At 69.4% G+C, this 13,825-nt stretch carries 12 protein-coding genes; 7 read left to right on the plus strand and 5 right to left on the minus strand.

The genetic code is table 11. The features are described 5' to 3' along the window. Nucleotides 1-3 precede the first annotated feature (3 nt). Complete coding sequence (locus tag C4F17_RS04715; protein WP_106934443.1) at nt 4-1,251, minus strand: MFS transporter; 1,248 nt, start codon at nt 1,249-1,251, stop codon at nt 4-6. Nucleotides 1,252-1,306: 55 nt separating this feature from the next. Continuing rightward, nucleotides 1,307-2,257, minus strand: a complete 951-nt coding sequence (locus C4F17_RS04720; protein ID WP_106934444.1) for a LysR family transcriptional regulator — start codon at nt 2,255-2,257, stop codon at nt 1,307-1,309. A gap of 125 nt (nt 2,258-2,382) precedes the next feature. On the opposite strand from C4F17_RS04720, the gene C4F17_RS04725 reads away from it, so the two are divergent. Beyond that, a complete protein-coding gene (locus C4F17_RS04725; protein WP_106934445.1) occupies nt 2,383-3,243 on the plus strand; it encodes an NmrA family NAD(P)-binding protein in 861 nt (286 codons plus the stop codon). On the opposite strand, the gene gcvA is transcribed toward C4F17_RS04725, so the two are convergent. Continuing rightward, the gene (gcvA, locus tag C4F17_RS04730; RefSeq protein ID WP_106934446.1) at nt 3,240-4,136 is read right to left on the minus strand and encodes a transcriptional regulator GcvA; all 897 of its coding nucleotides are present in this window, start codon (nt 4,134-4,136) and stop codon (nt 3,240-3,242) included. The genes C4F17_RS04725 and gcvA overlap by 4 nt on opposite strands. A 78-nt stretch (nt 4,137-4,214) precedes the next feature. On the opposite strand from gcvA, the gene C4F17_RS04735 reads away from it, so the two are divergent. Both C4F17_RS04735 and C4F17_RS04740 read left to right on the plus strand, forming a co-directional pair. Beyond that, nucleotides 4,215-5,393 (plus strand): MFS transporter, encoded by a 1,179-nt coding sequence (locus C4F17_RS04735; protein ID WP_106934447.1) that lies wholly within the window; start codon nt 4,215-4,217, stop codon nt 5,391-5,393. Between the two features lie 44 nt (nt 5,394-5,437). Further along, nucleotides 5,438-6,058: a pyridoxamine 5'-phosphate oxidase family protein gene (locus C4F17_RS04740; protein WP_106934448.1), complete on the plus strand. Its 621-nt coding sequence runs from the start codon at nt 5,438-5,440 to the stop codon at nt 6,056-6,058. Between the two features lie 44 nt (nt 6,059-6,102). Here C4F17_RS04740 and C4F17_RS04745 read toward each other — a convergent pair whose 3' ends face one another. Both C4F17_RS04745 and C4F17_RS04750 read right to left on the minus strand, forming a co-directional pair. Continuing rightward, nucleotides 6,103-7,401, minus strand: a complete 1,299-nt coding sequence (locus tag C4F17_RS04745) for an MFS transporter (RefSeq protein ID WP_106934449.1) — start codon at nt 7,399-7,401, stop codon at nt 6,103-6,105. A 53-nt stretch (nt 7,402-7,454) separates the two neighbouring features. Beyond that, on the minus strand, nt 7,455-9,332 hold the full coding sequence (locus tag C4F17_RS04750; protein ID WP_106934450.1) for a M48 family metallopeptidase: 1,878 nt from the start codon (nt 9,330-9,332) through the stop codon (nt 7,455-7,457). Nucleotides 9,333-9,531: 199 nt separating this feature from the next. On the opposite strand from C4F17_RS04750, the gene C4F17_RS04755 reads away from it, so the two are divergent. The 4 genes from C4F17_RS04755 to C4F17_RS04770 all read left to right on the plus strand — a co-directional run bounded on the left by C4F17_RS04755 (nt 9,532) and on the right by C4F17_RS04770 (nt 13,825). After that, nucleotides 9,532-10,329 carry an SDR family NAD(P)-dependent oxidoreductase gene (locus tag C4F17_RS04755; protein WP_081269483.1) on the plus strand — a complete coding sequence of 266 codons (798 nt, stop codon included), beginning with the start codon at nt 9,532-9,534 and terminating at the stop codon, nt 10,327-10,329. Nucleotides 10,330-10,360: 31 nt separating this feature from the next. Beyond that, the gene (locus tag C4F17_RS04760; RefSeq protein ID WP_106934451.1) at nt 10,361-11,221 is read left to right on the plus strand and encodes a CmcJ/NvfI family oxidoreductase; all 861 of its coding nucleotides are present in this window, start codon (nt 10,361-10,363) and stop codon (nt 11,219-11,221) included. Then, complete coding sequence (locus C4F17_RS04765) at nt 11,218-12,549, plus strand: LLM class flavin-dependent oxidoreductase (RefSeq protein ID WP_106934452.1); 1,332 nt, start codon at nt 11,218-11,220, stop codon at nt 12,547-12,549. Before C4F17_RS04760 ends, C4F17_RS04765 begins: the two co-directional genes overlap by 4 nt. 61 nt (nt 12,550-12,610) lie before the next feature. Next, nucleotides 12,611-13,825, plus strand: coding sequence for a multidrug effflux MFS transporter (locus C4F17_RS04770; protein WP_199851914.1), 1,215 nt, complete (start codon nt 12,611-12,613; stop codon nt 13,823-13,825).

Genomic DNA, 13,825 nt, shown 5'->3' on the forward strand with positions numbered 1-13,825 from the left:
CGCTCAGGTGGGCGCCAAGGCCGGCAGCCGCCGCAGCGTCGCGATGCGCGAGGCAAAAATGATCCCCGCCTGCAACACGAAGCCCGCGAGCGCCAGCAGCAGGCAGGCCGACTCGCCCTGCGTGGCGCCGACCAGTCCGCCGAGCGCCGCGCCTATCGGCCTCGCGCCGGTGTTGATCGTCAGGAACACCGCCGACACGCGCCCCAGCATTGCGGGCGGCGCAACGCTCTGGCGCAGCGTGGCCGATGTGATGACCCAGACCATCGGCCCCGCGCCGAAGAGAAAGAACGACAGCGAGGCCAGCGCCGCGCTGGGCACGACGAGCGTCGCCGCCATCAGCGCGCCGGCCACGACCGCCGCCGCCGGGCCTATCTGGATGGCGCGCCCGAACGGCATATGCGCCACCGCCCGCGCGGTCAGCAATGCGCCGAACACCATGCCCGCGCCGTACATGGCGAGCGTGAAGCCGACCGCCTGCGCGCCGAGCCCGAGCACCCGCACCGCATAGGGCACGTAGGCTGCCTGCAGCATGAACCACGAGATGTTGAAGACCGCGCCGGTCATCAGCATGGGCCGCAGCAGTTCGTGCCGCCAGACGAAGCGCGCGCCGTCCCTCACGTCGAGCAGCGGGTTGCGCCGCGATGCGGCTTGCACGCGCGGCGCCTCGCCGAGGCTCGACAGCAGGCCGACGGCCGAGACCGACAGCACGGCGGCGAGCACGAATGCAGCCGATGCGCCCGCCCAGGCGACGAGCGCGCCTGCCAGAGCCGGCCCGGCAGTGAAGGCTGCGCTGCGGGCCAGTTCCAGCCGCCCGTTGGCCACGGCCAGCGCGTCGCTCGGCACGAGGGCCGGCAGCAGCGCAGGCGCCGCGACGCTGAAGCCCACCGTGCCCACGGCACCAAGAAACCCGAGCACCGCAAGCCATGCAATGCCGAGCTTCGACCAGAGCACAAGCGCGAGCAGCATCAGCAGCGACGCCGCCCGCAACCCTTCGGCCCACACCATCAGCCGCCGCCGCGACATGCGATCTGCCAGCAGGCCCAGCGGCATGGAGACCAGCAGGAAAGGCAGTGTCTGGATGGCCGCGAGGAAGCCGATTTCTCCCGGCCCGGCCTTGAGCGCCAGCACGGCGACCAGCGGCACGGCCGCGAGGCTCAACTGTTCGGCGGACTGCGCGGCGAGGTTGGACCACGCGAGATTCCGGAAGGCGCGGGGGAGCGGTGTTGTCGTCGGCGTCGTGGTGGCGTTCATGCCGGCATCGTGCGGCCGGCCGGCCGAAGGTGCTGGCCGCTTCCGGACACGAGCATCAGCGCCGGGGCTTCGGCTTCGATGCGGGCGAGGCCACGGGCGAAGCAACCGGAGAGACGACCTCCATCACGAAATCGATGAACGCGCGCACCTTGGCGGCCGGCAGGTGGCGTGACGGATAGAGCGCATAGAGCGCAAGCCGCTCGTCGGGCCAGTCGGGAAACAGGTCGACCAGCTCGCCGCTGTCGAGCTGCGGCTGTATGCCCACGGCCTTGATTTGCGCCACGCAGATGCCGGCGAGCACGGTTTCCAGCACGGTGCCCGGATCGGTGAGCAGCAGCCGCCCGGTGGTGGGCACCTGCACGAGCTTGCGTCCGTGCTGGAACTCCCACGAATAGGGTTGCCCCGTGGCCGGATTGCGCACCTGCAGGCAGGCATGGCCTCCGAGATCAGCCGGCTTCGCGGGGCGACCATGCCGTGCCAGGTAGGCGGGCGTTGCGACGGTGACGACGCGCGAGTCCATCAGCTTGCGAGCCACCAGCGACGACGACGGCGGCTCGCCGAAGCGCACGGCGATGTCGAAGCCTTCGGCCACCAGGTCGCCGAGCTGTTCGCGCGCGACCAGTTCCAGCGTGAGTTCGGGGTATTGCGCAAGGAAGCGCGGCAGGTGGCGCGCCAGCAGAAGGCGTGAGGTGAATGCGTCGGTGTTGACGCGCAGGCGCCCGCGCACCGCGCCGGATGCACCCGACGCGATCGTCACCGCGTCCTCGATGCCGAGCACCAGCGGATTGATGTTCGCGTAGAGCAGCCGGCCTTCGTCGGTGAGGTTCAGCGAGCGCGTGGTGCGGTCGAAAAGCCGCACGCCGATGCGTGCCTCGAGCCGCGCGATGGAGCGGCTCACGCCGGAGGGGGTGAGGCCCAGCGCCGTGGCGGCGTTGGCGAAGCTGCCGCCTTCGACCACGGCGGCCAGCACGCTGACGTTGGAGAGGAGGCGTCCGTCGAGTGTCATTGCGCGCGTTTTTGATTGGTGATCAGATGTCATGAATGATATGCCGCTCAGTCGCTTTACTCAAATATGACCCGTTCCTACCATTCGACCCCATCGTGAATCCACGCATTCGAAAGGAAAGTTTCATGTACGCAATCACCGGTATCACAGGCAAGGTCGGCGGTGCCGTCGCGCGCAACTTGCTGGCCGCGGGCCAGCCTGTTCGAGCAGTCGTCCGCGACGCGGCCAAGGGCCGCTTCTGGGCCGACCAGGGCTGCGAGGTCGCCATCGCGGAAATGGAGGACGCGCAGGCGCTCACCCATGCCTTCACCGGCGCGACGGGTGTCTTCGTGCTGCCGCCTTCGCAGTTCGATCCGCAGCCCGGGTTTCCCGAGGCGAGGGCGGTGATCGGCGCGGTGCGCCAGGCGCTCGATGCCGCGCGGCCCGCCAGGGCGGTGTGCCTGTCGACCGTGGGCGCGCAGGCCGCGCAGCCCAACCTGCTGAGCCAGCGCACGCTGATGGAAGAAGCGCTGGCCACGCTGCCGCTGCCGGTGACCTTCCTGCGGCCCGCATGGTTCCTGGAGAACCTGGCCTGGGACATCGCGCAGGCGCGCGAACAGGGCGTGCTCTCCAGCTATCTGCAACCGTTGGAGCGCGCGGTGCCGATGGTCGCCACCGCCGACGTGGGCCGCGTCGCCGCCGAATTGCTGATGCAGCCGGGCGAGCCGCCGCGCATCGTCGAGCTCGAAGGCCCGCAGCGCCTGAGCCAGCACGACATCGCGGCTGCGTTGTCGGCGGTGCTGGGCCGCGCGGTGCAGGCGCATGCGGTGCCGCGCGAGACCTGGGGTGCGGTCTTTCTTGCGCAGGGCATGCGCGACCCGGTGCCGCGCATCCAGATGCTCGACGGCTTCAACGAGGGCTGGATCACCTTCGCGGGCGGCGATGCCGACGTGCGCAAGGGCACCGTCGGCGTGGCGGACGTGCTCCGCTCGCTGGCGGCGTCCTAAGTCGTCCTGATGGCCTCGGCCTGCATGCGCTCGAACCACTCCGCCACGTACGCCGCCTCCGGCGCGGCGTCGGGTGACAGGCCGTAGTAGTACCGGTCCAGCGTCATGCGCAGCGCGGGCAGCGGCGACTGCAGCCGACCGGAGGCCAGGTCGTGCGACACCAGGGATGTGGGCGCCAGCGCGATGCCCAGCCCGTCGACCGCGGCCTGCAGCACGAAGTGCAGGTGGTCGAACTGCAGCCGGCCGGCGGGCCTCGCGCGCGGCGCGCCGAACTGCTTCTTCCAGGCGTCCCAGTCGTCCTTGCGCGTCTTGGCCGACAGCAGCACATGAGACGCCAGCGAACGCAGGTCGTCCAGCGGATGGGTCTTGAAGAGAGAGGGCGCGCCAACGACCAGCACCTCGTCTTTCAGGAAGGGGCGCGCCTTGATGGACGGCGGCCAGCCTTCGCGCCCCCGCCGCACCGCGATGTCGAAGCTGTCGACCGCCTGCTCGGGCATCACGGTGCTGGTGACCACCTGCGGCTCGATGTCGGGATATTGCTCGACGAAGGACGGCAGGCGCGGAATGAGCCAGCGCACCGCGAAAGAAGGGCGCACGTTGATGCGCACCGCGCGCGCCGTGCCCTGTGCCTGCAGCGCCCGCGCCGCCGCGCCGATCTGCGCCAGCGCCGGCTCGACCTCGGCAAAGAACTGCTGCCCCTCGGCGGTCAGCGCCACCTGGCGGATGCGGCGCTCGAACAGCTCCACGCCCAGGAACTCTTCCAGGCTCTTGATCTGCCGGCTCACGGCGCTGTGCGTGACATGCAGCTCGAGCGCCGCGCGCGTGAAACTTAGGTGGCGGGCTGCGGCGGCAAAGGCGCGCACGGCGTTGAGGGGCGGCTCGCGAAACTGCATGCGTGCAATTTTCTCACGCATGGCCGGCGTTTAAGTCGTTTGTCAGGCACGCGTGGCGCGGCGCACCATCGGCGCTCGATGTCCAGCTCTCCACCCGCTCCCGCCCCGAATTCCACCGACCTGGATTCCCGCCACGCCGCAATGGCGCTCGGCCTCTCGCTGCCCGCCGACGTGGTGCTCTACCTGCTGCTGCCGATGTATGCCGACCAGTTCGGCGTGACGCTCGCCGAGGCCGGCATGCTGCTCGCCGCCAACCGGCTGGTGCGCATCGCGGGCTACGGCTTCGTCGCCCGCTTCTATGCGCGCAACGGCGACCGGCCCACCTGCACCCTGGCTGTCGTGGCGGCCGCGGTCTGCGGGCTCGGCTACGCCACGCTGTCGGGCTTCTGGGCGCTGCTGCCGCTGCGGCTGATGTGGGGCCTGTGCTTCGCGGCGCTGAACCTGTCGACGCAGGCGCTGGCCACGGCCGACCCGCTCGGCGCGGCGCGGCGCAACGGGCGCTCGCGTGCCGTCATCGCGATGGGGCCGGTGCTGGCGCTGCCGCTGGGCGCCTTGCTCGCGCACTGGGTCGGGCCGCGCGCGATCTTCGGCATCCTCGCGGTGTTCTCGCTGCTCGCCTGCCTGGTCACGCGGCGGCTGCCCTCGGCACCGCATCCCGTGGGCAAGCCTGCGCGGCGCTTCAAGCGGCCCAACAGCCTGGACGGCTGGTCGTTCATGGAAGGGCTGACGCTGGACGGGCTCTTCATCGTCGGCCTGTCCTACCTCGGCAAGGATCTGATGCCGGGGGGCGCGGTGATCGTCGCCGGCGTGCTGATGGCGCTGCGCTACCTGGCGGAGATCCTGCTGAGCCCGGTCGGCGGGCACATGGCGGAGCGCTTCGGCGCCGAGCGGCTGCTGGTGAGCCTGTCGCTCGTCACGGCCATTGCGCTGGTGGGCTTCGGCCTCGGCTGGCTGTGGAGCTGCGCGGCGCTGATCGTGGTGCTGCGCGCCCTGCAGCTGCCGCTGCTGCCGCCCATCGTGGCGCGGCGCACGCCCGGACCGGAGCGTGTGCAGGCGCTGGCCGCGCGATCCGTCTGGCGCGACATCGGCGCCGGCACCGGGCCGCTGATCGCGGGGTTGCTGCTGCCGGTGGCTTCGCCGCCGTGGATCTACGGCATCGCCGCGCTGCTGCTGGCGCTCACGGCGCTGGCCTGCGGCTGGAACTCGCCGCCCGTGGCCGCGGATGCGGATGCGGACGCGGCGGGCACCATGGGCTGAACACCAATCCCGTCTTTCCCCCTTCATCACCTGGAGCTCCCGCAATGACCACGCCGCACGCCATCGAAACCCTGGCGCAGCTCGAAGCCCTGTTCGGCCAGCCCGGCGAAGCCGCGCTGAAGAAAGAGGTGCCGTACCTGCACCCGGCCTACCGGGCGTTGATCGAGGCGTCTCCCTTTGCCGTGCTCTCGACCATCGGCCCCGGCGGCCTCGACGCCTCGCCGCGCGGCGACCCGCCGGGCTTCTTCATGGTGCAGGACGAAAACACGCTGCTGATGCCCGAGCGGCGCGGCAACAACCGCATCGACAGCCTGCGCAACATCGTGGCCGACCCGCGCGTGGCGCTGCTGTTCCTGATTCCCGGCGTGGGCGAGACGCTGCGCGTGAACGGCAGGGCGCGCATCACCGTCGAGCCGCAGCTGCTGGCCCGCCTCGCAATGGAAGGCAAGCCGCCGCAGTGCGTGATCGAGATCCACGTGGAGACGGTGTTCTTCCAGTGCGCGCGTGCCATCCAGCGCTCCAGGCTGTGGGAGCCGGTGCCGGCGGATGCGAAGCGCACGGTGCCGACGCCGGGAGCCATTCTTTCGGCGCTGACCGAAGCGGAATTCGATGGCGAGACCTACGACAGGGAGCTGCCTGCGAGGCAGAAGGCCACGCTCTACTGAGTGTGCCTGTCCGCCGCGCGAACGCCCGAGACGGAAGCCTTCGCTCAGGCCCGCCCGGGCGCCACCGCCTGCTCTGTGCGCGAGTCGTGCCCGATGATCAGCACCAGCACGAAGGCCACCACCGACAGCAGCGCGAGGAAGATCACCGCGTAGATGTCGTTGCCCATGCGGTCCTTCAGCGCGCCGAAGATCGTCGGGCCGATGTAGCCGCCGAGGTTGCCGATGGAATTGATCCACGCAATGCCTGCCGCCGCGGCGGTGCCGCTCAGGATGGCGGTGGGCAGCGTCCAGAAGGTGGGCAGTGCGCTGAAGATGCCGAAGGCGGCCAGCGTCACGGCGGCCATCTTGGGCACGGGCGAGCTGGTCTCCGCAGCCAGCACCAGGCCCACGAAGATGCACGCCAGCGGAATCAGCAGGAACCACTTGCGCTCCTTGCGCGCATCGGAAGCGCGCGTCCAGAACAGCATGGCGACGGCGCCGACCAGGTACGGGAACGCGTTGATGAAGCCGATCTGCACATTGCTCAGCCCGCCGAAGCCCTTGATGATCTGCGGCAGGAAGAAGCTCAGACCGTACAGCGGCACGGTGATGCCCATGTAGACGAAGCCCAGCCCGATCACGCGCGGGTTCAGCAGCGACTGCTTCCAGGAGATCTTGTTGATCGACTCGCGGTTCTGGCGCTCGGCGTCCAGCGTGCGCTGCAGCCAGGTGCGTTCTTCGTCGGTGAGCCACTTGGCGTCCTTCGGGCCGTCGGGCAGGTACATCAGCACGAAGAAGGTCAGGATGAGCGAAGGCACCGCCTCCAGGATGAACAGCCACTGCCAGCCGTGCATGCCGCCGATGCCGTCCATGTTCAGGATGTAGCCGGAGATGGGCGAGCCGATCACGGTCGAGATGGGAATCGCGAACATGAACCAGCCCACGATGCGCGCGCGGTACGCCGCCGGAAACCACAGCGTGATGTAGAAGATCACGCCGGGGAAGAAGCCGGCCTCGGCAATGCCCAGCAGGAAGCGCACCACGTTGAAGCTTGTCGCGCCGCCCACCCAGGCCTGCGCCGCCGACAGGATGCCCCAGCTGAACATGATGCGGGCAATCCAGCGGCGCGCGCCGAAGCGTTCGAGCGCCATGTTGCTGGGCACCTCGAACAGGAAGTACGCAAGAAAGAAGATGCCGGCCGCGCTGCCGAACACGGCGGCGGTGAAGCCCAGGTCCTTCGACATGGCCGCGCCGGCAAAGCCGAGGTTCACGCGGTCGAGGTAGGCGATGAAGTAGCTGATCATCAGCAGCGGCAGAAGCCGCCAGCTGATCTTCGAGATGGTTCTCTGTTCGACGGGGTTCATGGTTGTCTCCGGTGTTGTGTGGATTGGTTTTTGTGGAGGCTGTCGCTGCGGTGTCAGTGGTGGGGTGATGGCTCCCGCTGCTGCTGTTGCTGTTGTGCCCGCATGACCTGGTGCCGCTGCCAGTAGTGGCCGGCCGCGGCCTTGAAGTGTTCCTTCTGCTTGCCCAGGCCGCCCAGCTTGACCTTGGTGGTGCGCGCGCCGCCGAGTGTGCGCTTGTCGTGGTGGGTGACGATGAGGGTGTCGCCGAAGCTGCTGTCCTTGTAGGTCAGGCCCTTGACCTCGTCCCACGGAATCGGCGCGGCGCCGTCGGCGCTCGGGTGCAGGCCGCTGTAGCTCACGTCGATGCGGTTGCCGTTCTTCAGCGCAAAGCTGACCGGCGGAAAGTGGCGCAGCACCACGGCGCGCTCTTCTTCGGTTGCCGGCTCGTAGCGGTAGGCGAGGCTGAGCTCGTGGTTCTGGGCGAAGCGCTGCTCGTACTCGCTCCACATGCGCTGCTCGATGGCGCCGGCGGTCTCGATGAAGTCGGCCCACGAGGCCTGCGGCGCGGCGGCGACGATGGCGCCGTAGGCGGTCTCGGGCACGTGGTGGCCGACGTTGCGCATGCGCTCCAGCAGCGGCGGATGGCTGTCGTAGGGGTGCGGAACGCCGGCGGTCTTCATGGCCTCGATGAAGTCTTCCGAGCCGGCATACGGCGGCAGTCCGGCCGCCACGAAGCCGGCGATGCCCAGCGCGCCGTCGTGCCGGCGGTCATGCTCGAACAGCCTGCGCTCGACGTCGTTGCGGTAGCTGGCGTAGGCGGAAATCTTGATCAGCGACTGCACGATGGCACTGGGCGCCGTGAGGCCGGCGGCCACGCGGTCTGCCCTGTGCTCGCGCTCGCGGCTGTCGCGTGCAAGGGCGAACGCGAAGATCATGCGGTACAGCCGCAGCAGGTAGTGCGCCACGATGGTCAGGCCGGCGCCGCGCATCTTCCGGGTGTACTGGTCGAACTGCAGCAGCTTGGGGCCGAGCGCCGCGCTGCTGCGGGTGTCGCCGCCGCCCAGGTGGGCCAGCTCATGCGCCAGCACCGCGTCGGCTTCGGTCTGGTCGAGCACGCGCAGCAGCGGAATGCTCACGAACAGCGTGCGGCCTTGCAGCGCTTGGCCGCGCACTTCGCAGGGTGCCTCGGTCACGAAGAAGTTGGTGTCGATACCCGCCACGATCTGGTCGGGCGGCGCGGTCTGAACGCGGGCGGCCAGCTGGCGGATGCGCTCCCACAGGCGCGGTGCATCGGCCTCGGCGACCAGCTCGCCCTCGATCTCGTTGTCGGAGGGCAGCTTCTTGAACAGCGTGTAGACGGCATAGAACACGGCCGCCGCTGCCGCAATGCCCGCGATGGCGATCAGCTTGATGTAGTAGCTGTGCCAGAAATAGGCGGTGACCCAGAACGACAGCCACACCAGCATGGCGCCCTGCAGCACGACCTCGACGGCGCTCGACACCGTCATCAGCCGCCAGCCTGCGACGAAGCTGGCATAGCGCAGGCCGCGGTTGGCAAAGGCCAGCGCGCCCAGCACCAGCGCCGCCGCGAGCAGCGCGGCGCCGAGCCCGATGGTCCAGATGGCGGCGCGGTCGGCCCTGTGGAACTGCCACTGCATCGAATAGGGGCTGCAGACCTTGTCGTGGAAGTTCCTGTCTTCGGGCGACGTGGCGTCGCAGGCCTTGGAAAGCGGATGCGAGCGATAGAAGGCGGTGGCCTCGGCCTTGTCCTCGGGCGAAAGCCGGGCGTCGCCGGCGATGCGCTTTTCTATCGATTGAAGGAAGGCCGTGTCCTGCGAGCGCAGGGCGTATTCGGTGAAGACCAGCGTCGCGGCCGGAATGGCGAAGAGCGACACCAGCGTCAGCGCGAACACGCGCAAGAGATCGGTGCGGATCGTGCGGGCAAGAGCCATCGATAACTTCTCCTGGAAAGCGATTGCTGTGTTTCGTTATGGGGCGGTCCGGGGAAGCCGATAGCGTAGCGGGCGCGGCGCATGGAGTGAAGCGCCGCATGCGTCAAGCGGCCGCCGACACCGACCAGCTACCGAATAAGGTTATCGCTTTTGAATACTTCCGCGCTCCGGGGCGCAGGTATAGCCTTCGTGCTCGCCCATGGCTGTCACCTCCGTCACTCCCTCCGTTTCTTCGTCCCGCACCGGCCCGTCTCCGGTCGCATGGATCGCCGGTGTCGGCGCCAGCGCCGGCCTGGGTGCCGCACTGGCGCGGCGCTTCGCGGCCGAAGGTTTCATCGTCGCGCTGACCGGGCGCACGCAGGCCCAGCTCGATGCGGTGGCCGCGGAAATCGTGGCGTCCGGCGGGCGCGCGCATGCGTTCGCGGGCGACGTGGCGAGCGAGGCCGAGATCCACGGCATTGCGCAGAAGGCAAGGGCGCTGGGGCCGCTCACCGTGGCCATCTTCAATGCCGCGAGCGCGGTGCGCGCGCCGACGCTGGAGCTTTCCGTCGAGCAGTTCACGCAGGCCTGGCGCACCAGCGCGCTGGGCGGTTTCATCTTCGGGCACGAGGCCTTGCGCGGCCTGCTGGCCAACAGCTTCGAGGCTTCCGGCTCGCAAGGGCGCGGCACCTTGCTTTTCACCGGCGCCACCGCGGCGCTGCGCGGCAAGCCGCCGTTCGCGGCCTTCGCGGCAGCCAAGGCCGCCTTGCGTTCGCTGAGCCAGAGCCTGGCGCGCGAGTTCGGCCCGCAGGGCGTGCACGTGGCGCATGTGGTGATCGACGGCGGCATCGACGGCGAGCGGCTGCGCACCGGCGCGCCGCAGCGCGTGGCGCAGGCCGGCGGCGACGGCCTGCTGCAGCTCGAGGCCATCGCCGAAAGTTACTGGCAGCTGCATGTGCAGCACCGCAGTGCGTGGACGCAGGAACTCGACCTGCGCCCCTTCAAGGAGCCGTTTTGATCAAGGCAACAAACAGCAGGAGCCAGACCGAATGAGCGCCGGATCGAACAGCCAGTTGCTGGTCGCCACGCTGCCGTCGGTGGAGGCGGAAGTCAATTACTTGAAGGCGGGCGAGGGCCGCCCGGTCAGCTACACCTTCGAGCCGCCGCCCGGCACGCCGTGGGTCACGGGCAAGCTGGAGCCGCGCCGCGTGGCCATCCGCGACGGCCGGCCGCTGGTGGCGCTGAACGAACTGTCGCTCGACCGCAGCGGCTTCACGCAGATCTCGCACCGCAGCGCGGTGGCCGACTTCTCGCATGACGCCACCATCCGCGACATCTACTACCGCGAGTCCGAGGCGCTGCTGCGCGACATCACGGGCGCCGAGAAGATCGTGGTGTTCGACCACACGCTGCGCGACAGCGCCCAGGGCTCGCGCCGCACGGCCGACCTGCGCGAGCCGGTGCGCCGCGTGCACAACGACCAGACTTTCGTCTCCGCGCCGCGCCGCGTGCGCGACCACCTGCCGCCCGAAGAAGCGGCGGAGCGCCTGAAGCACCGCTTCGCCATCGTCAACCTCTGGCGCCCGCTGGCCACGGTGGAGCGGCTGCCGCTCGCGCTGTGCGACGCGCGCTCCATCGCCTTGGAAGACATGGTGCCCGGCGACCTCGTCTATCCCGACAAGGTCGGCGAGATCTATTCGTTCACCTACAACCCCGCCCACCGCTGGTACTGGTTTCCGCGGCTTCGGCCCGACGAGGCGCTGGTGCTGAAAATCTACGACTCGCGCGAGGACGGCACCGCGCGCTTCACCGCGCACACCGCCTTCGAAGACCCCGGCAGCGCGCCCGAAGCGCCGCCGCGCCGCAGCATCGAGCTGCGCGCGCTGGTGTTCTGGCCCGCCGCCAAATGAGCGCGGGCAGGCAACTGCGGCTGGGTGCGTTCATGCGCCCGGTGAGCATCCACACCGGCGCGTGGCGCTACCCGGGCGCATGGCCCGATGCCAACTTCAACTTCGCGCGCATCAGGCAACTGGCGCAGACGCTGGAGCGCGGCCGCTTCGACGCCTTCTTCATGGCCGACCACCTGGCCGTGCTGAACATGCCGATCGAGGCGCTGCAGCGCAGCCACACGGTGACTTCGTTCGAGCCGTTCACGCTGCTGTCGGCGCTGGCGCAGCACACGCAGCACATCGGGCTGGTGGCCACCGCTTCGACCACCTTCGACGAGCCTTTTCACATCGCGCGCCGCTTCGCCTCGCTCGACCACCTGAGCGAAGGGCGCGCGGGCTGGAACATCGTCACCACCTCCAACCCGGACGCCGCGCTGAACTTCGGCCGCGAAGACCACATAGAACACGACGAGCGCTATGCCCGCGCCCGCGAGTTCTACGACGTGGTCACGGGCCTTTGGGACAGCTGGGCCGACGACGCTTTCGAGCGCGACGTGGAGAGCGGCCGCTTCTTCGACCCCGCGCGGATGCACGTGCTGAACCACAAGGGCAAGTACCTGTCCGTGCGTGGGCCGCTGCACATCGCGCGGCCGGTGCAGGGCTGGCCGGTGATCGTGCAGGCCGGCGCGTCGGAGCCCGGCCGGCAACTTGCCGCCGAGACCGCCGAGGTGGTGTTCTCCGCGCCAGGCACGCTGGAGAACGCCAGGCGCTTCTATGCGGACGTGAAGGGCCGCATGCAGAAGATCGGCCGCGAGCGCGACCATCTCAAGATCCTGCCGGGCGCCTTAGTGGTGGTCGGCGACACGGTGGAGGAGGCCAGGGCCATCCGTGCCCGGCTCGACAGCCTGGTGCACTACGACAGCGCCATCGCCTCGCTCTCCATCGCGCTCGGCCACGATGCCTCCGGGTTCGACCCCGACGCGCCCTTGCCCGAAGTGCCCGAGACCAACGCGAGCCAGAGCGGGCGCGAGCGCGTGATCGACCTGGCTCGGCGCGAGAACCTCACGGTGCGGCAGCTGGCCCAGCGCCTGGGCGGCTACGGCGGCCTGGCTTTCGTCGGCACGCCGCAAAGCATTGCCGACGAGATGCAGGAATGGCTGGAGGCCGAAGGCTGCGACGGCTTCAACGTGATGTTCCCGTGGCTGCCCGGCGGCCTCGATGCCTTCGTCGACAAGGTGGTGCCCGAACTGCAGCGCCGCGGCATCTTCCGGCGCGAGTACGAAGGTCGTACCTTGCGCGAGAACCTCGGCCTGCCGCGCCCGGCCAACCGATTCTTTGCCCAGAATTAGCGCCGCCTGAGCGCAGACCCCACGGCTGCAGCGATTGCCGCGCTTGGCGACAATCGGGTCAATGCGTTCTTCTCCTTTCTTCAAGATGGCCCTGTTGCTGGGCCTGCTCTCGGCCATCGGGCCATTCGCCATCGACATGTACCTGCCGGCGCTGCCCGCCATCGGACAGAGCCTGCATGCCGACATCGGCGCGGTGCAGATGAGCCTCACGGCGTTCTTCCTGTCGCTCGGCGCGGGCCAGCTTCTCTACGGGCCGATCTCCGACATGGTCGGGCGCAAGCCGCCGCTGTACGCCGGGCTGGTGCTGTTCGCGCTGGCGAGCGTGGGCTGTGCCATGGCCACCGACATCCAGACGCTGATCGTGCTGCGCTTCGTCCAGGGCCTGGGCGCCGCCGCCGGCATGGCGATTCCGCGCGCGGTGGTGCGCGACCTGCACACCGGCACCGACGCGGCGCGGCTGATGTCGCTGCTGATGCTGGTGTTCAGCGTGTCGCCGATCCTTGCGCCGCTCGCGGGCAGCGCGGTCATCGCCTTCGCCGGCTGGCGCGGCGTGTTCTGGGCCGTGACCATCGCGGCGGTGGCGGGCCTGGCCATGATGGTCAAGCTGCTCGACGAGACGCGCCCGGCCTCCGAGCGCGTGGAAAGCAGCCTGGGCGGCGCGCTTTCGGCCTACTGGCTGCTGCTGCGCGACCGGCACTACCTTGGGCTGGTGTTCATCGGCAGCTTCGCGATGGCGGGCTTCTTCACCTACCTGGCCAATTCGTCGTTCGTGATGATCGACCACTACGGTCTGTCGCCCGCGCTGTACAGCGTGGCCTTCGGCGTTAACGCCGCTGCCTTCATCGCGGCGTCGCAGTTCACGGGGGCGCTGGGCGAGCGCTACGGGCTGGTCAACCTGGTGAAGTTCGGCGTGGTCTGCTGCGGCGTGGCGATGGTCGCGATGTTCGTGTACTTCGCGGCGGGCGGCGACAGCATCTGGGTGCTCATCGTCCTGTATTTCATCGCCTCGGGTTTCATGGGGCTGGTGATTCCTACCACCGGCGTGCTGGCGCTCGAAATGCACGGTGCCATCGCGGGCACCGCCTCGGCGCTGCTCGGCACGCTGCAGATGCTGACGGGCGCGCTGGCGATGGCGCTGGTGGGCCTCTTCACCGACGGCCGCCCGCTGCCGATGGTGGCCGGCATGGCCGCCGGCGCCCTGATCGCGCTGGTGCTGACCTGGCTCACGCTGGGCGGCGTGCGCTCCGAACCCGCCGCGCGGGCGCAGCAGGCCTGA

The organism is Variovorax sp. PMC12 (assembly GCF_003019815.1).
Classification (GTDB): Bacteria; Pseudomonadota; Gammaproteobacteria; order Burkholderiales; family Burkholderiaceae_C; genus Variovorax.